Consider the following 20,059-nt stretch of genomic DNA (forward strand, 5'->3'; position numbering starts at 1 on the left):
CCCGTTGATCATCGGTGTGTGAAGACAAACGATCACGCGGTGGCCGCAGGTCACAGCGTAGACCCTGCCCGCTGGCAGGAGGCGTTCGAGGGCCTGATGAGCCGGATAGCTGGACGGTTCACGCGGGTCGAACCCCGGTGCCGGGCACGGCAGTTGGTGCTCGGGCTGCTGTCGGACCTGCCGCGCAAGAACTGCTGGACCATCGCCGAATGGGCCGGGGAGAGGACCCCGGACGGCATGCAGCACCTGCTCGGCCGGGCCAAGTGGGACGCCGACCGGGTCCGCGACGATGTGTGTGACTACGTGGTGGACCACCTGCACGACGACCAGGCGGTACTGGTGGTCGACGAGACCGGGGACGTGAAGAAGGGCACCGACACGGTCGGCGTCCAGCGCCAGTACACCGGCACCGCGGGCAGGATCGAAAATGCCCAGGTCGCCGTCTACCTGGTCTACGCCGGCCGGCGCGGGCACGCGGCAGTGGACCGGGAACTGTACGTCCCGCGTTCATGGACCTCCGACCCTGACCGCTGCCGGGATGCCGGACTCGACCAGGACACCGCCTTCGCCACCAAGCCGGAACTGGCCACTCGTATGGTCGCCCGGTTCCTGGACGCCGGCCACCGCGTCGGCTGGGTCGCTGGCGACGAGACATCCGATGCGGAAGATCTGTCAAGCGGCCTCCGTGAGTTGAGCGTCAGAGGGTGCAGGGAAGGCGACTGTCTCGCTGTAGCAGACGCGGCGGGTGAGGCAGTGGTGGAGGCAGCCGAGCATGCGGTTGAAGAGGTTGCGCTGGGCGGCGGTGTGGCGGTCTCCGGCCTCGCGGCGGCGGTCGTAGTGGGCTCGGGCGCCGTCGGAGTGGGACATAGCGGCGAAGGCCCACATGTAGCCGACGCCGGCCAGCCGCTGGTTCTTGACCCGGCGGGCCAGGACGGCCACGCTCTTGCCCGAGGCCCTGGTGATCGGGGCCGACCCGGCGTAGGCCTTCAGGCCCTTGGCGTCGGCGAAGCGGGATCGGTCGTCGCCGATCTCGGCGAGCACCCGGGCGCCGCTGAGAGTGCCGAGCCCTGGGAAGCTGGTGATGATCTCGGCGTCCGGGTGTTTCTCAAAAGACTCCACCGCGGCCTCGGCGAGGTCGTCGGCGCTGGTGCAGGCGGCCTCCATCTGCCGCAGCAGCGCGAGCGTCTGACGTCCCATCGCCTGTTCGACCAGGGGGAGTTGGCGCATCTGGGGCAGGCGGATTGCGGCATGGAGGCGGTCGGCCTCGGCGTCGAGGGTGTTCTTTCGGCCGGCCTTCTTCAACAGGGACCGCAGCTGGGCGCGGGTGAGTCGGGCGGCCTGTACGGGGGTGGGGGCGGCGACCAGCAGGGTGCGGGCGATTGGGTGGCACACCCCCTCGCGGCGGACGCCGACCGCGGCGAGGAAGCCGGGGAAGTACTCGCGCAAGTGCGAGGTGAGCTTGTTGGCGGCCTGGGTGCGGTCCCACACGGCATTCTGCTGGGCGCGGGCGAGGACCGCGACGGCCTGGGCGAGTTCGGTGTCGGCGGGCAGCTGGCGGTGGGCGGCGGCATCCGTGCGCAGGATGTTCGCCAGCACCATGGCGTCGAGGTGGTCGGACTTCTTGCGGGAGACCGCGTGGCGGTCGCGGTAGCGGGCGGCGGCCATCGGGTTGATCGCGTAGACGGGGCGGCCGGCCGCGCGCAGGCAGGCGACCAGCAGACCGCGGGAGGTCTCGATGGCCACCGGGACGGGGGCCTCGGCGGTGTCGCCGTGCTCGGCGAGGAGCTGCAGGAGCTCGGCGAGTCCCTCGGCGGTGTCGTCGATCCGGGCCTTGGCCAGTAACGATCCGGTGTTGTCGACTATGGCGGCGTCGTGGTGGTCGCTGGCCCAGTCGATGCCGCAGGACACCTTCAAAGCGGTTCACGTCCTCTCGGTCGAATTGCCTGTCGTGGCTGGTCACAGCCGTGCGGGGCACGCGTCTCCCTAATGGCAGGGCTCGATGGCCCGTCATCCGATTAGCCGTTCGTGACCCCAGCGACCCGCAGGGTCCTCGGTCTTGGCGAGAGCTCGGCGGCTCCCGAACACGGAAGAGGTGCTCCCTGCGGGCGGCTCGGACCGCAAGCATCAACGGTCCGATCATGTGCTCGGTCACGGTGCCGGCCGCGAGCGTCGGCACCCGCCGGTCTTCTTCGAGGCTTGAGCCCAGGTGTTCGGTAGGCGTCGCGCCGACGTCGGCGTCCGGCACCGCGGCCGAGAGGGCGGGGGCAGACGGCGATACGAGGGACCGAGTCTCATCTCAGGGGTCGAGCCCCTGGTCTACGGTGCGGTTCCCCCTGTACCGTCCTCTGCCTTCCCTGCGTCGAAGCGTGACTCCGCTCTCTCGGTCCAAGTCTGGCGGGCCGGTTATGCGGGGAGCGGGCCTCTCTTCATTGCCCATTAGGTCTACGGCGGCAACCCCAGGCTGCGAACCGCACTGGAGGAACGCGGCACCGGCTACGTCCTCGCGGTGGCCTGCTCGCACGAAGTCACCACCGGGGCGGGGAGGTTCCGTGCGGACACCCTGGCCAAGAAGGTGCCCAAGCGGGCCTGGCAGAAGCTCTCCGCAGGGGCCGGGGCCAAGGGCCACCGTTTCTACGACTGGGCAGTCATCGACCTCGCCGACCCCCGACCCGGGAGTCGTCAGCTGCTGATCCGCCGTAACCGCAGCACCGGCGAACTCGCCTACTACCGCTGCTACTCGCCCACGTCCGTGCCGCTGACCGTGCTGGTCAGAGTCGCTGGATCAAGATGGCGGGTGGAGGAGTTCTTCCAGTCGGGCAAGGGCCTGGCCGCGCTCGACGAGCACCAGGTCCGCCGCTATGCCTCCTGGTCCCGCTGGGTCACCCTCGCCATGCTCGCGCACGCCTTCCTCGCCGTCGTACGCGCAGACGAGCACACCCGCCCCGCACCCGATGCCCTCATTCCGCTCACCTGCAACGAGATCCAGCGCCTGTTCATCACACTCGTTGTCCGACCCGTCCACGATGCCGCCCACCGGCTCGGTTGGTCCGACTGGCGGCGCCGCCACCAGGCCCGATCCCAGGCCAGCCACTACCGTCGACAAGCCACTCAGACATGAAGATCACGATCTACGGCTGGAGTACTAGCCTGCTGGACGGAACGCCTGCTGCCGCGAGTTCGGCCAAGCGCAACCGCAGGATTCTCAACGTCGCCATGGAGTACGCGGTCAAGCACCGCATACTGCGGTCCAATCCCTTGCCGAAGGGGCGGGGGACTTCCCCGAAGACATCATCCGCGGTGGACAAGCGGGCATTACTCAACCGCGGGCAGGCCGCACGCCTGTTGGGCTGGGTGCGCCTTCGGCCGCGCGGTGGACAGCGGCTCCACGCATTCTTCGCCACCATGTACTACGCGGGGCCGCGGCCCGAGGAAGCCGTTGCGATGGTCGTCCACGACGTGCGGCTCCCGGACGAAAATGCCGAGGACCAGTGGGGCGAGCTCCTGTTCCACACGGCCCAGCCAGAGGTCGGCAAGAACTGGACCAATGATGGTCAGGTCCATGAGAAGCGGGGTCTGAAGGGGCGAGCGGAGGACGACATGCGGTCTGTGCCGTGCCGCCCAGCTCTAACCAAGGTCCTGCGTGCCCACATCCAGACGGAGAAGCTGAAGCCCGGCGATTTTCTCTTCCCGGGGGAGAAGGGCGAGATGCTCGCAGGTTCTGTCCTCCGGCGCGCCTGGAGGAGCGCACGGCGCGAGGTCCTCGACCCTCAGGAGTGCGCCTCTCCGCTCGGCAAGCGGGTGTACGACCTTCGACACACCTGTCTGACGAACTGGCTCAACGATGGCGTCCCGCCGGCACAAGTGGCGGAGTGGGCGGGCAACATTGTCCCGGTACTGCTCGCGATCTACGCCCGGTGCATCGTCGGTCACCTGCCGGACCTCAAGAAGCGCATCGAGGCCGGAGGGGACCTACCGGATCTGCCAGAGCGTTGAGCGCGGCCCTGGAAGCGCCACTGCGTATCCACCGTGGCCACCCGTAGAAACCCGGTGACAGCCGGACAGCGCCGGACCCTCCCCACCGTGACCTGGGGAGGGCTCGGCGCTTATGCGTTCGCTCCGCGGCCCTCGCTACGGTGCGGTGACCTGCCAAAAGGCCCATCCGAGGGAGGGCCTGCCCGGCGGCACCCGGTGAAGGCGATCTCAGCCAGCTGGTGGCTGTGGTGAGTGTTCAGTGCCGCTGGAGGATTCGGGTCGAAGTTCCCCTGGCAGATCGGGCGGGGGCGGGGGCAAAACGTTCACGACGACCGGAGCTGGGGCATTCGAAGGCGTGGGCACCTGGATAAGGAAGGGGAAGAATGTAATCTGGCCGCCCCTGTTCAGGATCCGCTTCGAAACCCGATAGCACACGATCTCGTTTGGATCACTGATGGTCGTATAGCACTTAAGCACCGACGGTGCGACCTGGGAATTCTGCGGTGAAGCAACGGAGTCACTCGCTGATCTGCCCAATATGCCAGCCTCCAAGCAGAAGGAGGCCGCCGCTGCGACACTGACGCTCCGCAAGGTTGTCTTCTTCATGCTCATCAGCCCAAAGGCTAGGAGTGAACTGAATTTTCCCATCAGCGGCGCGACGGGGCTTCAGAAGCCCCACACACGTCATGGCTCGACGGGGACGATTCACGTAGGAGTGCTGCGCGTTGGCAACCATCATCTCGTACGGCACCGGCCCCAACTCCCGTAGCGCCTTCGCGTACATTTTCTCATGCTTCGACTGCTCTTCACTTGTTTCCCATCGCGCGGCCACGTGATGCCCGGCGAGCGGACGCTGGAGGCAACCCCTAAGCCGCGACTGGTTGAATCCGGGAAATCCTTCCGCGCGACATCCTCGAAGAGAACGCGCAAGGTGTAAGGGCGGGGGTTCAACCTACACGGAGTTGCTTCCACCAGTCCCGCCACTACGTCAGCGTCACACCGGAGCCACGATGTTTTTGGCCCGCCGCTCACGATGGCACGCGACTGGGATCGCAAGCACAGTGCCGAAAAGGAGAAAACCATGAGAGGAAAGATCGCCCTGAGTGCCGCCGCGGCAGTTGCGCTCGTCGGAGGGATGGCTGCGATCACGGTCGAGCCGGCTTCCGCTGCCCCGAACCCGAACTGTCGGGTAGTAGCAAGTAGCCTGACCGGAGAGAACTTTGCTCCCAATGGGACGTTCAACGTCTCGCCGGCTGGGATGATGGTGCGCTCTTCCTCTGACGGTCGCATCGGACCGACCACCGTTACGGGCGCGGGCAACTTCTCCGTAGGTCCTGTGGCCTGCACCGGGGCGGCAGCGACATCGGCAGCAAGCGGAACAGCTACAGCCGCTGCGACAGCTGCCGGGACGAGTGCAGCACAAGCGGCGATAAGTAGAGGCGCCTCCCCGCAAGCTGCGAAGGCACAAGGCATAGCAGCCGCACAGACCACGGGGAGAAGCCTTGGCTTGTCGCAGACGATGGTAAACCAAGTCATCAATCAGACAACCAACAACATGACCCAAATCCAGAATTCCAGCGTCATCAATGCCCCCGTCACGGTCGGTGGGAACCTGCCGCCGGTCACCGGTGGAAACACTGGTGGGAACCTGCCGCCGGTCACCGGTGGAAACACTGGTGGGAACCTGCCGCCGGTCACCGGTGGAAACACTGGTGGGAACCTGCCGCCGGTCACCGGTGGAAACACTGGTGGGAACCTGCCGCCGGTCACCGGTGGAAACACTGGTGGGAACCTGCCGCCGGTCACCGGTGGAAACACTGGTGGGAACCTGCCGCCGGTCACCGGTGGAAACACTGGTGGGAACCTGCCGCCGGTCACCGGTGGAAACACTGGTGGGAACCTGCCGCCGGTCACCGGTGGAAACACTGGTGGGAACCTGCCGCCGGTCACCGGTGGAAACACTGGTGGGAACCTGCCGCCGGTCACCGGTGGAAACACTGGTGGGAACCTGCCGCCGGTCACCGGTGGAAACACTGGTGGGAACCTGCCGCCGGTCACCGGTGGAAACACTGGTGGGAACCTGCCGCCGGTCACCGGTGGAAACACTGGTGGGAACCTGCCGCCGGTCACCGGTGGAAACACTGGTGGGAACCTGCCGCCGGTCACCCTGTAGGCGGCGCGTCCGGGGCCGACGCAGGTGTGAGCTCTCCGCCAGTGTCATGCGCCCATAGTTGATCGTTACCCTCGATCGGTCATGAGCCCTCGTCGATTACTTGATGAGGGCTCTGCGCCTGTGTGGTGCGTCCTCTCCGAAGCGGGGAGAGGCTGGCGGCCCGGTTGAAGCGGCGGATGATTTCTGGCTTCAGCCCGCAGCGCGTAGCGCGCCGCTGAGGCGGCGCGCGCCCGCGCCGTGCGCGGGCCTTGATGATGTAGAGAAAGTCTTACTGCGCCGGGACCGGGTGCTTGCCGTCGTGGCTCCTGAGGTACGGAGCTTCCGCATCCAAGGCATCGAGCAACCGCACTGCGAAGACCTCGGACATGCGCTCTGTGACTTCTTCGAGCGTGAGCCAGTCGACCGCCGTGGACTCGTAGAAGGTGCGCTCGACGCCGCCGGAGGGCTTTCAGCGGAAGACCGGGGCGACGATGCCGCGCGAGGTGTTCTTGTGGACCCCCGTGAGCTCGGCGACCTGGGAGTGCCCCCGTGTATCCACCGCAGCCACCCGCAGAAACCCGGTGACAGCCGGACAGCGCCGGACCTTCCCCACTGTGACCTGGGGTCGGTCCGGCGCTTATGCGTTCGCTACGCGGCCCTCGCTACGGTGCGGTGACCTGCCAAAAAGGCCCTCCCGAGGGAGGGCCTGGCATGGTGCGGACTGTGTGCCCCCGGCAGGACTCGAACCTGCGGCCAAGCGCTTAGAAGGCGCCTGCTCTATCCACTGAGCTACGGGGGCCGGGTGGTGGTCTCGGCGGCCTGGAGCCCTGGGGCCGGGCCGGTCCGTGACCTTGCCGGGACAAGGATAGGGCTCCGATCGCCTCGACCCGGTTGCCTCACCTGCGTGGCTCGATGTGTAGGTTCGGTGAAGCGAACCGATAATCGCAGGTAGGCGCGGCTGCCGCATTACTTTTGACGCCTCACGCGCCGGGTGTTGTGCACTCGTTATGCCTGCGTCCCACTCGCCCCGTCTGTCCCGACGGCGCAATCGGCGCGCAGAGGTGGCTATACGCTTCAAAAAGGCTCCAAAATTGGGCATTCTTCGCATGTGGTGACCATGGACGTACGGCCTCAGCTCATCGACGCACTTTCCGCCCTGCGCGACCGTGTCGCCGCCGTGCGTCTCCCACTCCCGCTCCCCGGGGTGACACGCGCCCGGCAGACCAGGGTCGAGCTGCTCGCGCAACTCGACGACTACCTGCTTCCCCGGCTCAAGGATCCCGAAGCGCCCGTGCTCGCGGTCATCGGCGGATCCACCGGAGCCGGGAAGTCGACGCTCGTCAATTCGCTCGTGGGGCGGCGGGTCAGTGAGGCCGGGGTACTGAGGCCGACCACCCGGATCCCCGTCCTTGTCTGCCATCCGGATGATCATCACTGGTTCGCAGGGGGCAGGGTGCTGTCGCAGCTGACCCGGGTCTGGCTGCCGCCGGGGGAGTCCACGGACCCCGGCCTCTGCGACGAGCTCGACAGGCTCGACGACGGTGCGGAGGAGGACGGGACCACACTGCGGGTCGAGACCGCCGCGAGTCTGCCGCGTGGGCTCGCGCTGCTCGACGCCCCCGACATCGACTCGCTCGTCGTACGGAACCGGGTACTGGCCGCCGAACTCATCTGTGCCGCCGACGTCTGGGTCATGGTGACCACCGCCTCCCGGTACGCCGACGCGGTGCCGTGGCATCTGCTGCGTACCGCGAAGGAGTACGACGCCTCGCTCGTCACCGTGCTCGACCGGGTACCGCACCAGGTGATCGGCGAGGTCTCGCGGCAGTACGGGGCGCTCCTCACCAAGGCGGGACTCGGTGAGGTGCCGCGGTTCACCATCCCGGAACTGCCCGAGTCGGCGGGCGGCGGCAGCGGGCTGCTGCCCACCACCGCGGTTGCCCCACTGCGCGCCTGGCTCAGCCACCGCGTACAGGATCCGGCGGCCCGTCAGCAGGCGGTGGGGCGTACGGCGGCCGGGGTCATCGACTCGCTGGACGTACGGATGCCGGAGCTGGCCGGTGCCGTCGCCGCACAGCACGCCGCGGCCATGCGGCTTACTGGCGTGGTCGAGGGCGCCTACCGGAAGGAGGGTGCACGGGTCCGGCGGCGGGTGGAGAACGGTGGCGTGCTCTCCGGGGACGCCCGTACCCGATGGCGCGGATACCCGCACTACAGCATGTCCGAGGAACTTCTCGAAGCGCTGGTGGACAGCCTCGCCGCGCTGCTTCAGTGCGCCGTGGCCGCCGCCGACGAGCAGATCCGGACCGCCTGGCAGCGCGAACCCGCAGCCGGTGTGTTCGGGTTCGGGAATACGGGCCGGGAAGCCGGAGGATGGGGGCCCGCCGAGGACGTCCGGGGCCGGATCGCCATGGCCGTACGGCGGTGGCGGCGGGTCCTGGAGGAGCTGGCCGAGGAAGAGGTGCGCCGGCTGGAACGCAGCGCCGCACCCGACGCCGAGACGGTGGCCGCGCTGCTGGCCGCCGCGCTGCTCGGCGGCCGTCGTGCCCGCAGCGCCGGGGAGCAGCTCGCCGAACGCATCGGAGCCCAGGGCGCGCTGCGGCTGCGCGACAAGGGCGGGGCGCTGCTGACCAGCTGTCTCGACCGGGTGCTGGGCAGCGAGCGCGACCGGCGGCTGGCGCCGCTGGACGCGCTCGACGTGGCCCCGGAGCCGCAGGCCGAACTGATTGCCGCGCTGTCCGTACTGCAGAAGGAGAGGTGGCAGCATTGACTGCCGTCACTGACCAGGATCACGGCCAGGAACAGGGCGAGGCCGGTGGTGTCGTCGTATCCCAGGGCCGGCACCTCCCCGCATCCGAGGGCCGGTGGGACGACGGGCTCATCGCCCGGCGCGCAGCGGCTCTCGCCAAGGATCCCGGGCCCGAGGCCGCCCCCGGCGACGACGTACGTCCTCAGGTCGAGGCGTACGTACCCTCCGGCGGCCCGCTCCGGCCGCGGCTCGACGCGCTGCGCGAACTCGTCGGGCTGTCCCGGGCCCGACTCGACGGGACCACGCTCGCCGAGGCGGGGCGCGTACTCGACGAGGCCGCCGCACGACAGCGGCTCTCCGCACGGCACACCGTCGTCGCCATCGCCGGGGCGTCCGGCAGCGGCAAGTCGATGCTCTTCAACTCCCTGGCGGGCGCACAGATCTCCGAGACCGGGCTGCGCAGGCCGACCACCGCCGCGCCCCTTGCCTGCTCCTGGACCGACGGCGCCGCCGGACTGCTGGACCGGCTGGCCATTCCGGGACGCCTCAGGCGCAGGCCGCAGCAGGGCGGTACGGAGGTGGACGAGGCGCTCCAGGGGCTTGTCCTCGTCGATCTGCCCGACCACGACTCGGCAGCGGCCGGGCACCGCGAGAACGCCGACCGGGTGCTGGCACTGGTAGACGCGGTGATCTGGGTAGTCGATCCCGAGAAGTACGCGGACGCCACCCTGCACGAGTGGTATCTGCGACCGCTGGCCGGCCACGCGGAGGTCACGTTCGTCGTCCTCAACCAGGTGGACCGGCTGCCCGGTGACGCCGCCGACCAGGTCCTCGACGATCTGCGCAGGCTCCTCGACGAGGACGGCATGGCGCTCGGCGAACACGGCGAACCGGGCGCCACCGTCCTGTCGCTGTCCGCGCTCACCGGTGAAGGTGTCGGTGAACTGCGTGATCTGCTCGGCCGGTTCGTGCAGGAGCGCACAGCAGCGGCGCGCCGGCTCTCGGCCGATGTGGACGCCGCGGCGGCGAAGCTGCGTCCGGTGTACGTCGCGGAGGGGCGGCCGGGACTCGGTGAACGGGCCCGCGAGGAGTTCGCCGACCGGTTGGGGGAGGCGGTGGGCGCGGCCGCGGCCGGCCAGGCCGCCGAACGTGAGTGGCGCAGGAACGCCGGACGCGCCTGCGGGACGCCGTGGCTGCGGCTGTGGCGGTGGTACGAGTCCACCCGGCGGCCGGGAAGTCCGGACCGGGCGCCGGCAATGCCCGCACCGGCGGAGGAACAGCTCACTGCCCGGCAACGCGTCGAGCAGGCGGTACGGACGGTGGCGGACGCCGCCGCGGACGGACTGCCGGGTCCCTGGGCACAGGCGGTCCGCGAGGCCGCGGTGCAGGGGGCGACAGGGCTGCCGGAGGCGCTGGACGAGCTGGCCGAGAAGGCCGGAACTGTGGGGCACGGGCGGGCCAGGGACGCGGGGCGCGGGACCGCGGCCGCAGTCGGCGGTGGGGGCGTGGTGACCACCGGTGTGGCCGGTGCATCGGGTGTGGCGCACAGCGGACGGGTGGGAGGCAAGCCGCCGAGACCCGCGTGGTGGCCCGCCGCCGTGCTGGCGCAGGCGTCCATGACGCTGCTGCAGATCTTCGGCGGGCTCTGGCTGGTCGGCCAGATCATCGGCGTGATCGAACCGGGACTGCTCACGCCCGCGCTGGTGATGCTGGCGGGCGTGATCGGCGGGCCACTGGTCGAGTGGTCGTGTGCGGCGGCAGCCCGGGGGCCCGCCCGGCGGTACGGGCAGGAGGCCGAGCGGCGCTTGCGCGAGGCGGCGGCGGCCGTCGGCCGGGCGAGGGTGCTCGATCCGGTGGCGGCCGAACTGGTGCGGTACCGGGAGGTGCGCGAGCGGTACGTGACGGTGACGGAGTTTTCCACAACCGGTCGGTAGTACACAGCCCTCAGCAGGATCCCCGCCTCCCCTTCAGCATGAGATCAGTGACCGCGCGGCAGCGGTCACGGAGCCGAAGGGGAGGCGGAGGCATGAACGAGACCATGGTGACACTGGTGGGCAATGCGGCGACCGGGGTGGAGTTCCGGGAGACCACGACCGGGGGAATGGCGCGATTCCGATTCGCCGTGACCGCCCGCCGCTGGGACCGGGAGAAACAGCTCTGGGCGGACGGGCACACCAGCTTCTACACCGTGTGGGCGTGGCGCACACTGGCGGCGAATCTCGCGGGCTCGGTCTCCGTCGGAGAACCACTGCTCGTGCACGGCCGGTTGAAGGTGCGCGAGGAGGAACGGGACGGACAGCGGCGGACGTTCGTGGACATCGAGGCGGTGGCGGTCGGACACGATCTGACACGGGGCACGGCGGCCTTCCGGCGGGTGCTGCGGGGTGACCCGACGCTGACGGCACGGCCGGGCAGGAGGGACGGGCCGGACGGGGCGGGAGATGTGCGGGGAAGGGGGGAGGCTGCCGAGCGGGGGCGACGGCGGGCGGCAGTCGCAGCGGGGACGCCGGCGCAGGCGCCGGTGGGAATGATGATGCGTCAGGAGCCGCTCCCCGAGCTGGCGTCGGCGCCGTGACTCCGCCCGGTGCGGGTGGAGCGGGGGCGACGGCGGCCGGTAAACAGTTCCGGTGATAACGATTCCGATTCGGAATGGTTGTACGACGGTATGACGGGGGACTGTGCTTTGTCGCTTCCTTAGGATTCCCCAGTACTCACGGGTACTTGAGTCGACTGGCGGGGCAATCCCCACACGCGCATCAGGCGCGGAGGGCGCCGCCCGGAGGGGACATCTGTGTTTTCTGCTTCTTCAGCGGCCTTTTCATCGTCCAACGCGGGGGCGAATCCGCCACGGGGCCGGGGCATTGCCCGGCTGGCCGCATCGGTGGTGGCATCCGGGCTCGTCATAGCCGGGGCCCTCGTCGGCGCGGGCACTGCGACCGCCGACGAGGCGCCGCAGCACCAGGGCGGTGCCACCGCAGTCCTGGACGGGTTGAAGACCTTCGACCGGGCCGTGCTCACCACGGACGGGAAGAAGCAGGAACTGCCCGCGGGGCTTTTCGAGATGACCGTCGACGGCGGCGGCAAGCTCAAGACGTACTGCATCGACATCCATAACCCCACCCAGGACCAGGCGAAGTACCTGGAGACGCCCTGGAACCAGACGTCGCTCGGCGTCAACAAGAACGCGGGCCGGATCCGCTGGATCCTGGAGCACTCCTACCCGCAGATCGACGACCTCGCGGCGCTCGCCAAGCAGGCTGGCACCGGGCCGCTCTCCGAGCGGACCGCGGCGGCGGGCACCCAGGTCGCCATCTGGCGCTACTCGGACGACGCCGATGTCGAGGCCAGCGACAAGCAGGCCGAGAAGCTCGCCGACTGGCTGGAGAAGCATGCCGAGGACGTCGCCGAGCCCAAGGCGTCCCTCGCCCTGGACCCGGCCGCGGTCTCCGGCCGGTCCGGTGAGCGGCTCGGGCCGGTCACCGTCCGCACCAACGCCGGCCAGGTCTCGGTGACCCCGCCCGTCGACTCCGCCAGCGGCGTCAAGGTCACCGACAAGAGCGGCAAGCCCGTCACCGCCGCCGCCAATGGCGCCGAGCTCTACTTCGACGTCCCGGCGGGCGCCGTCGACGGCACCGCCTCGCTGACCGTCCAGACCACCACCTCGGTGCCGGTCGGCCGGGCCTTCGCCGGAGTGACCAAGAGTCAGACGCAGATCCTGGCCGGCTCCAGCGAGTCCACGGTCTCCGCGACCGCCACCGCGACCTGGGCCAAGAAGGGCGCGATCCCCGCGGTCACCGCGAAGAAGAACTGTGCCAAGGGCGGCGTGGACGTCACCGCGAGCAACGAGGGCGACGAGGCATTCACCTTCGAGCTGGGAGGCATCAAGCACACCGTCGAGGCCGGCGCGTCGGAGACGGTGACCCTCCCGGTCGCCGAGGACCAGGCGTACGACTTCACGATCACCGGTCCCGGCGGGTTCACCAAGACGTTCAAGGGCGTCCTGGACTGCAGGACCAGCGGCAGCTCCACCGGTGGCCCCGACACCCAGACCCTCGACCAGCCCGCCCCGGCCTCCGCGGGCGGCAGCTCGACCGGGACCGGGACCGGGACCGGGGGCGACCTCGCCGAGACCGGTGGCTCGAGCGCCACCCCGGTCATCGCGGGCATCGCCATCGCCCTGGTCGTCGTCGGCGGCGGCGCGGTCTTCCTTCTCCGCAAGCAGAAGACGCAGACCACCGCGGAGTAAACAAAGAGTGACGCATCGGGGCCACGCCGTCACGATGCGCTGATGACAGCCCCGGTACGCCCACGCGTACCGGGGCTGTCGCGTACCGGAAGGCACCCGCGGGGCGTACCGTCGGCCGGACGGGTTTCCGTCCTGGGATGGACGTCAGGCAAGATGGGGTGTATCTGCCCACACATCGATTGCCGGACGGTTTCTCTTGGCTGAGTACATCTACACGATGCGCAAGACGCGCAAGGCGCACGGCGACAAGGTGATCCTTGACGACGTCACGCTGAGCTTCCTGCCCGGCGCCAAGATCGGTGTGGTGGGCCCGAACGGTGCCGGTAAGTCCACGGTGCTGAAGATCATGGCCGGCCTGGAGCAGCCGTCCAACGGTGACGCGTTCCTGTCGCCCGGGTTCAGCGTCGGCATCCTCATGCAGGAGCCGCTGCTCGACGAGTCGAAGACCGTGCTGGAGAACGTCCAGGACGGCGCCGCCGAGATCATGGGCAAGCTCACGCGCTTCAACGAGGTCGCCGAGCTCATGGCGACCGACTACTCGGACGCGCTCATGGACGAGATGGGCAAGCTGCAGGAGGACCTGGACCACGCCAACGCGTGGGACCTGGACGCCCAGCTGGAGCAGGCCATGGACGCCCTGGGCTGCCCGCCCGGCGACTGGCCCGTCGTCAACCTCTCCGGTGGCGAGAAGCGCCGCGTCGCGCTCTGCAAGCTGCTGATCGAGGCCCCGGACCTGCTCCTCCTCGACGAGCCCACCAACCACCTCGACGCCGAGTCGGTGAACTGGCTGGAGCAGCACCTCTCGAAGTACGCGGGCGCCGTCGTCGCCGTCACGCACGACCGGTACTTCCTCAACAACGTCGCCGAGTGGATCCTCGAGCTGGACCGCGGCCGCGCCATCCCGTACGAGGGCAACTACTCCACGTACCTCGACAAGAAGGCCTCCCGCCTCAAGGTCGAGGGCCGCAAGGACGAGAAGCGCGCCAAGCGGCTCAAGGAAGAGCTGGAGTGGGTCCGCTCCAACGCCAAGGGCCGGCAGACCAAGTCCAAGGCGCGTCTGGCCCGGTACGAGGAGATGGCGGCCGAGGCGGACAAGATGCGGAAGCTGGACTTCGAGGAGATCCAGATTCCGCCGGGCCCGCGGCTCGGTTCCATCGTCGTCGAGGTCGAGAACCTCTCGAAGGCCTTCGGCGACAAGGTCCTCATCGACGACCTGTCCTTCACGCTGCCGCGCAACGGCATCGTCGGGGTCATCGGTCCGAACGGCGCGGGCAAGACCACGCTGTTCAAGATGCTCCAGGGCCTGGAGACGCCGGACTCCGGTGGCATCAAGATCGGCGACACCGTCAAGATCTCCTACGTCGACCAGAGCCGCGCCAACATCGACCCCAAGAAGACCCTCTGGGCGGTCGTGTCGGACGAGCTCGACTACATCAACGTCGGTCAGGTCGAGATGCCGTCGCGGGCGTACGTCTCCGCGTTCGGCTTCAAGGGCCCGGACCAGCAGAAGCCGGCCGGTGTGCTCTCCGGTGGTGAGCGCAACCGCCTCAACCTGGCGCTGACGCTCAAGGAGGGCGGCAACCTGCTGCTCCTCGACGAGCCCACCAACGACCTCGACGTCGAGACCCTGTCCTCGCTCGAGAACGCGCTCCTGGAGTTCCCGGGTGCGGCCGTGGTCATCTCCCACGACCGCTGGTTCCTGGACCGCGTCGCCACGCACATCCTGGCGTACGAGGGCGACTCCAAGTGGTACTGGTTCGAGGGCAACTTCGAGTCGTACGAGAAGAACAAGGTCGAGCGCCTCGGCGCGGACGCGGCCCGCCCGCACCGCGCCACGTACAAGAAGCTCACGCGAGGCTGATCGTCTTGGCTCGTCACATCTACAACTGCCCGCTGCGCTGGTCGGACATGGATGCCTTCGGCCACGTCAACAACGTGGTCTTCCTCCGCTACCTGGAGGAGGCGCGCATCGACTTCATGTTCCGGCTGGCGCCGGGGGACGGCTCGCCGTCCTTCGCCGGCGGGTCCGTCGTGGCCCGGCACGAGATCGACTACGTGCGCCCGCTGGTCCACCGGCACGCGCCGGTGACCGTCGAGTCCTGGGTCACGAAAATCGGTGCCGCGTCCCTGACGATCTCGTACGAGATCAAGGACCCGGACCAGGTGTACGTACGGGCCTCGACCGTCGTCGTGCCGTACAACCTGGCCGAGGAGCGACCCCGGCGGATCTCCGCGGAGGAGAAGCTCTTCCTCCAGGAGTACCTGGCCGAGGAGCCCGCCGCCGTATGACGGTGCCCGTGCAGTCGCTGCACTTCGCCGACGCGAGGGAGGCGGCGGACCTCGCCGCCTTCCTCGGCCGCCTGCTGCACTACGACCGGGCGGCCGCCGTCCGGTTGCAGGCGGGCGGCGGCGCGCTGGCCGTGTTCGGCAGGCCGCCGTCGTTCGAGGTCCTCGCGATCCGGACGGCGCGGCTGGCCGGCCCGATCGACTTCGACGTCACCGTGTCCGCCGGTGAACTCCTCGAATCGCTCGACGTCGAGACGGGTGATTCCCGTGGCGGGCTGCCCGCGTCCGTCACCGGGCCGCCGTGGACGGGGATGCTCCCGCCGCGCACCGGCTGGCAGGAACGGCCCGGACTGCCTGACCCCGTCTCCCTGCGCACCGCCGTCACCGCCGCGGTGGCGGAGTTCCGCTCCCGCGACGAGGCGCTGCCCGAGGGCCGGCGTACGAGGGCGGAGCGGGACCTGATCGGCCGCGAGATCTGGTCGCGCACGGTCGGCGGCACCCCGCTTCCGCTGCGGGCCGTCCACGCCGCCCAGTCCCTCGGCTTCCTCCGCCCGGCCCCGGACTTCCCGGTCGCGCTGTTCGCCTCGGGTCCGTGGCTGCGGCTGCGTACCCCGTTCGGCTCGATCGCCGTGCGCGGCGCGGGCAGCGGACTCGGCACGCTCGCGGTGACGGTGGGCGCGGGCTGAGCACCGGCGGTCCGATGACACGGCCCGGCCGGCCGGTGCCGCACCGGCCGATGCCAGGGCCTAGCCAGTCAGGGGACGTTGTTGTCGCGCAGGGCCTGGAGCATCAGTACGGGTACGTCGTTGCCGATCACGATGGCGCCCGCGGCAACATGGGGCCACCTGGCCGAAGCCCCCTGGGGCCGGCACCAGTAACTCCGGTTACGGGTGCGGCTGGTCGTCCGGCCAGACCCCGATGTGGTCCTGCTCCAGCTCCAGCATCACGCGGTGCTCCATCCCGAGCGTCTCGGTGTAGTCGGCAGGCAGCTGCAGCCGCCCCGCGCGGTCGAGCATCGCGTACTCGCGGGCAACCTGGGACTCCTGGCCCGTCGCCGCGTCCACTTCCGTACGGCGCAGCACCTCGGACGACGTACGGCCGTCGCGGATGGCGACCGTACGGCGGACCTCGCTCGCCACCGCCTGGTCGTGGGTGACGATCACGATGGTCGTCCCCAGCTCCTCGTTGGCCCGGCGAAACGCGGCGAAAACCTGCTCGCCCGTCGCCGAGTCCAGCTCGCCGGTCGGTTCGTCGGCGAGCAGCACCGAGGGGTTGTTGGCGAGCGCGACCGCGATCGCCACCCGCTGCTGCTGGCCGCCGGACATCTGCGGGGGCCGCCGGTCGCGACAGTCCGCGACCTCCAGCATCTGCAGCAGCGACTCGGCGCGCGCCGCGCGTTCGCGGTTCCGGCCGCGGCCGCGCAGCTGCATGGGCAGCGTGACGTTTTGGACGGCGGTGAGGTACGGGAGCAGATTGCGGGCGGTCTGCTGCCAGACGAACCCGACGACGTCCCGGCGGTAGCGGAGCCGTTCCTTCGGGCCCATCGACAGCAGATCGCAGCCCCCGACCTTCGCCGACCCGGCCGTCGGCACGTCGAGGCCCGCCAGAATGTTCATCAGGGTCGACTTGCCGCTGCCGGACGCCCCGACGAGCGCCATCAACTCGCCCTCGGTGACCAGTAGATCGAGGCCCTGGAGGGCCTGCACCTCCACCCCGTCCGCGCTGAAGATGCGGACCAGCCGATCGCAGGCGATCAGCGCGTCGTGCCCGTACGAGGGCCGGTCGCGGCGTGCGGCGGCCCGCTGTTCGAGCTCCGTCAGCGTGGTCTCGGTCGTCGACGTCATCGGGTGTCTCCTGCCCTGAGTTCGGTGATCGATCCACGGCGCCCGGCCCACCAGGCCTGCACGGCTGCCACAGCGGCGGCGAGTGCGACCACGCCGAGCGCAGGGAGCGCCAGCGACCACGGGTCGGCCCGCAGCTGAGCGGTGTCGAGTGCGTCGGATCCGGGCCCGCTGGACAGCGCCAGCTGTACGAGGTCGACGCCGGGTGCCAGCAGGGCGATCGTCGCCCAGCCGACGAGAAGACCGCCGACGGCGGCCAGTAGTGCCTGCGGCGTCGCCTCCAGGCCGAGGAGCCGTCGGCCCTGCCGACGGGTGAGGCCCATGGTCCGCAGCCGGGCCAGCAGCGCGGTGCGTTCCGGTGCGGCCTGCAGCAGCGACAGCAGCACGGCGAGCAGTGCGTAGCCCGCGCCGGCCGCGATTGCCGCCGTGTAGATCCGCTCGGCGCCCGACTGCATGGGGGTGTCGACGAACGCCGCGCGCTCCTCGGACCGTAGCTGTACGAAGAACTTCGAGCCCGCCCGGTGCGCGGCCGCGCGCAGCGCCTTCGCGTCCGGGGAGTCGCCGGTGACCAGCAGGGTGGTGGTCTGCCGGTTGATGAGGGACGCGGCGTCGACGATCAGGAAGTCGGCGGTGTCGACGGCCGGAGTACGCGTCACCGTTCCGACGACCCGCACCTTGAAGTCCCCGGCCTGCGCGTTGACGGCGCGCGGCTGTTTGCCGAGCTGCTCGGCCACGGCCGGCGAGGCCAGGACGGGCAGCACCCGGTCCTTCGACGGCGGCGTGCCCTTGCCGGGCGCCGCTCCGGTGGCCTTCAGCCGGTCCGCGGGGAACGGTCCGAGACCGGTCGCGCGGGCCAGCCTGGCGTACGTCCCCGGATCGACGCCGACCAGCGCGGCCCTCGCGTCGATGCCGAGGTCGCTGGTCGTCAGCGCAACGCCGTACTCGATCTGGACCGGCGCCACTTCCCGTACGCCGCCCGCCTTCCGTACGTCCCGGACCAGCCGGTCCGGCAGCGGTACCGTATTGCCCTCGCCGCTGATCCGGGCGTCCGCACGGGTGGCCAGCACCGCCGCGTCGTCCCGGGCGTCGGCGACCGCCGCCAGCACCGAGCCGCCGAACGCCGTCGTCGTCAGCGCGACCAGCAGCGCCAGCAGGGCCGGTGCGCCGCTCGCCGATGCGCGCCCGGCCCGGGCCAGTGAGAGGAAGCCGATCGCGCCGCGCAGCCGTGCGACGGAGCGGGAGGCGAGCCGCAGCGGCAGCGGGTACAGGCGGGCGAGGACCAGCGCCGCGATCAGCCCGACCAGCACCGGAGCGGCGCTGACCAGGAAGTCCGAACCACCGTCCGCCGCGGTACCGCGGCGGCGCAGCGCGGCGACCGCGCCGACGGCCAGGACCAGCAGGGTGAGTTCGCCAACCGTGCGCCGCCGAGATGGGCGGGCGGTCATCATGTCGTCGCGGGCGCCGTGCAGCAGCGGTCTGCGGTGACGGAGCGTCGTACTCAGCGGCAGGGCAACACAGACCAGGACGGCGACGGCTGCGGCTCCGGTGACCGCGGGCCACAGCCGGGCCTGGCCGACGGCGGCAACGGCGAGCATCAGACCGAGCGCCGCCGCGGGCACCGTCGTCACCGCGGTCTCGGCGAGCAGCCGTCCGCCGATGCCGCGCAGCGATCCGCCGCGCGAGCGCAGCAGAGCCAGTTCGCTGTGGCGGCGGGCGGCGAGCAGGCCGCCCGTCATCAGCAGGACGACGGCGGCGACGGCACCGATCCCGACGGCGGCGACCGTGACGACCTGGCTGATCGCCGAACGCATCGCGTCGTACTCGGTGAGGACCGTGTCCAGATCGGTCGTCAGTGTCGCCGCACCGGCCAGCGCACGCAGCTTCAGCAGCTCGGGGCCGCTCTCCAGAGAAGCCACCCGGGAACGCAGCCGGTCCACGTCGCCCGCGGTGAGCCGGTCGGCGTCCGGCGCGATCCGCCAGTACGGCTCGGGCACACCGGTCGTGGCGAGCAGCGCGGGCGCGGCGTCCGGGGGCAGCAGCAGGGCCGCTATCCAGTAGTAAGGGGGATCCGTGCCGGGCTTCGCGACCAGTGACGGGGTACGCAGCAGGCGCTCGGACGACCAGTAGGCGGCCTCCGGAAGCTTCGGGGCGATGATGCCGGTGATCCGTACGGTCAGCGGCCGCCCGTCCCGGGTCGGTACCGCGATCGTCGAACCCACCTTGAGCCGCAGGGCCTTGGCGGTCGCTTCGGTGACCGCGGCCTCGACCTCCGTGGCGGCCGTGGTGACCTCGCCGTGGACGGTGGGCCAGGCGCCGTCGCGCAGCGTGGCGTGGGCCGGCAGGGCCGACGGGGTCGCGTACGTCAGCTCGGGGTCGAGGCCGCTGGGCCGGGGCAGCCATTCCTCCCCGGCGGCGATCGGCTCCGTCGTGTGGATGCCGTACGAGGACTGGGAAGTGTCGGCGCGCACCGGTTCGGGCAGCCCGGCCAGGACCTTGCGGTAGACCGCGCCCAGCGCCGCCCCGCGCACTGCGGCCTCGCGCTCCGCCTCTACCCCCGGGGCGGGCGGCGGAGCGGTCAGCTCCAGCACGCTGCGCCAGGAGTCCTCGACGGCCACCTCGTGGCGCAGCCCTTTGGTCTCATACGCGTCGACGGCCCGCGGGAACGCGGCGGCGAGGAACGCGGTGAGCAGCACCAGCAACCCGAGCGCGCAGGCGGCCCCGGGCGCGGTACGCAGCCGCGTGCGGACCCACGGGGCACAGGCACCGGCCCGGGCGATGGCTGCGGAACGACCGCTGTCGGAACGCGGGCTCAT

The 20,059-nt window shown here is 70.3% G+C and carries 12 protein-coding genes, 1 tRNA gene and 3 pseudogenes; 11 read left to right on the forward strand and 5 right to left on the reverse strand.

Going from position 1 to position 20,059, the window contains the following annotated elements:
* Window positions 1–96: 96 nt before the first annotated feature.
* Window positions 97–735 (forward strand): annotated as a pseudogene (locus tag OH809_RS28160) (IS701 family transposase); the annotation flags it as partial.
* Here the strand turns inward: OH809_RS28160 and OH809_RS28165 are convergent.
* Window positions 673–1,914: an IS110 family transposase gene (locus tag OH809_RS28165; RefSeq protein ID WP_406419525.1), complete on the reverse strand. Its 1,242-nt coding sequence runs from the start codon at window positions 1,912–1,914 to the stop codon at window positions 673–675. The pseudogene OH809_RS28160 and the gene OH809_RS28165 overlap by 63 nt on opposite strands.
* 526 nt (window positions 1,915–2,440) lie before the next feature.
* Between OH809_RS28165 and OH809_RS28170 the strand changes: the two are divergent.
* From OH809_RS28170 to OH809_RS28180, 3 genes and pseudogenes are all read left to right on the forward strand, one after another.
* Window positions 2,441–3,118: pseudogene (locus tag OH809_RS28170) on the forward strand (IS701 family transposase); the annotation flags it as partial.
* On the forward strand, window positions 3,115–3,993 hold the full coding sequence (locus tag OH809_RS28175) for a tyrosine-type recombinase/integrase (protein WP_406419523.1): 879 nt from the start codon (window positions 3,115–3,117) through the stop codon (window positions 3,991–3,993). The pseudogene OH809_RS28170 and the gene OH809_RS28175, both read left to right, overlap by 4 nt.
* A gap of 1,534 nt (window positions 3,994–5,527) precedes the next feature.
* Window positions 5,528–6,145, forward strand: coding sequence for a hypothetical protein (locus tag OH809_RS28180; RefSeq protein ID WP_406515805.1), 618 nt, complete (start codon window positions 5,528–5,530; stop codon window positions 6,143–6,145).
* Window positions 6,146–6,413: 268 nt separating this feature from the next.
* On the opposite strand, the pseudogene OH809_RS28185 reads toward OH809_RS28180, so the two are convergent.
* Window positions 6,414–6,659 (reverse strand): annotated as a pseudogene (locus OH809_RS28185) (NUDIX hydrolase); the annotation flags it as partial.
* Between the two features lie 191 nt (window positions 6,660–6,850).
* Window positions 6,851–6,923, reverse strand: a tRNA-Arg gene (locus OH809_RS28190).
* Window positions 6,924–7,241: 318 nt separating this feature from the next.
* Between OH809_RS28190 and OH809_RS28195 the strand changes: the two genes are divergently transcribed.
* From OH809_RS28195 to OH809_RS28225, 7 genes are all read left to right on the forward strand, one after another.
* The gene (locus OH809_RS28195; RefSeq protein ID WP_406419519.1) at window positions 7,242–8,894 is read left to right on the forward strand and encodes a dynamin family protein; all 1,653 of its coding nucleotides are present in this window, start codon (window positions 7,242–7,244) and stop codon (window positions 8,892–8,894) included.
* Window positions 8,891–10,807: a GTPase gene (locus tag OH809_RS28200; protein ID WP_406419517.1), complete on the forward strand. Its 1,917-nt coding sequence runs from the start codon at window positions 8,891–8,893 to the stop codon at window positions 10,805–10,807. Before OH809_RS28195 ends, OH809_RS28200 begins: the two co-directional genes overlap by 4 nt.
* Window positions 10,808–10,899: 92 nt before the next feature.
* Window positions 10,900–11,448: a single-stranded DNA-binding protein gene (locus OH809_RS28205; protein ID WP_406419515.1), complete on the forward strand. Its 549-nt coding sequence runs from the start codon at window positions 10,900–10,902 to the stop codon at window positions 11,446–11,448.
* A 216-nt stretch (window positions 11,449–11,664) separates the two neighbouring features.
* The gene (locus OH809_RS28210; RefSeq protein ID WP_406515806.1) at window positions 11,665–13,119 is read left to right on the forward strand and encodes an LAETG motif-containing sortase-dependent surface protein; all 1,455 of its coding nucleotides are present in this window, start codon (window positions 11,665–11,667) and stop codon (window positions 13,117–13,119) included.
* 196 nt (window positions 13,120–13,315) lie between these two features.
* Complete coding sequence (gene ettA / locus OH809_RS28215) at window positions 13,316–14,980, forward strand: energy-dependent translational throttle protein EttA (protein WP_406419511.1); 1,665 nt, start codon at window positions 13,316–13,318, stop codon at window positions 14,978–14,980.
* A gap of 5 nt (window positions 14,981–14,985) precedes the next feature.
* Window positions 14,986–15,408, forward strand: coding sequence for an acyl-CoA thioesterase (locus OH809_RS28220; RefSeq protein ID WP_406515807.1), 423 nt, complete (start codon window positions 14,986–14,988; stop codon window positions 15,406–15,408).
* On the forward strand, window positions 15,405–16,091 hold the full coding sequence (locus OH809_RS28225; RefSeq protein ID WP_406419507.1) for a hypothetical protein: 687 nt from the start codon (window positions 15,405–15,407) through the stop codon (window positions 16,089–16,091). The genes OH809_RS28220 and OH809_RS28225 overlap by 4 nt, the downstream gene beginning before the upstream one ends.
* A 198-nt stretch (window positions 16,092–16,289) precedes the next feature.
* Here the strand turns inward: OH809_RS28225 and OH809_RS28230 are convergent, their stop codons facing one another.
* Together OH809_RS28230 and OH809_RS28235 are read right to left on the reverse strand one after the other, a co-directional pair.
* Window positions 16,290–17,249 (reverse strand): ABC transporter ATP-binding protein, encoded by a 960-nt coding sequence (locus tag OH809_RS28230; RefSeq protein ID WP_406419505.1) that lies wholly within the window; start codon window positions 17,247–17,249, stop codon window positions 16,290–16,292.
* Window positions 17,246–20,059, reverse strand: a complete 2,814-nt coding sequence (locus OH809_RS28235) for an FtsX-like permease family protein (protein ID WP_406515808.1) — start codon at window positions 20,057–20,059, stop codon at window positions 17,246–17,248. The genes OH809_RS28230 and OH809_RS28235 overlap by 4 nt, the downstream gene beginning before the upstream one ends.

Origin of the sequence: Streptomyces sp. NBC_00873 (genome assembly GCF_045207415.1) — a bacterium.
In the GTDB taxonomy this organism is placed as follows: Bacteria; Actinomycetota; Actinomycetes; order Streptomycetales; family Streptomycetaceae; genus Streptomyces.

Coding starts and splice junctions, on each gene's coding strand:
- OH809_RS28175 (WP_406419523.1), top strand. CDS start 3,115: ATGAAGATCACGATCTACGGCTGGAGTACTAGCCTGCTGGACGGAACG.
- OH809_RS28180 (WP_406515805.1), top strand. CDS start 5,528: ATGACCCAAATCCAGAATTCCAGCGTCATCAATGCCCCCGTCACGGTC.
- OH809_RS28195 (WP_406419519.1), top strand. CDS start 7,242: ATGGACGTACGGCCTCAGCTCATCGACGCACTTTCCGCCCTGCGCGAC.
- OH809_RS28205 (WP_406419515.1), top strand. CDS start 10,900: ATGAACGAGACCATGGTGACACTGGTGGGCAATGCGGCGACCGGGGTG.
- OH809_RS28225 (WP_406419507.1), top strand. CDS start 15,405: ATGACGGTGCCCGTGCAGTCGCTGCACTTCGCCGACGCGAGGGAGGCG.
- OH809_RS28230 (WP_406419505.1), bottom strand. CDS start 17,249: ATGACGTCGACGACCGAGACCACGCTGACGGAGCTCGAACAGCGGGCC.
- OH809_RS28235 (WP_406515808.1), bottom strand. CDS start 20,059: ATGAGCCCGCGTTCCGACAGCGGTCGTTCCGCAGCCATCGCCCGGGCC.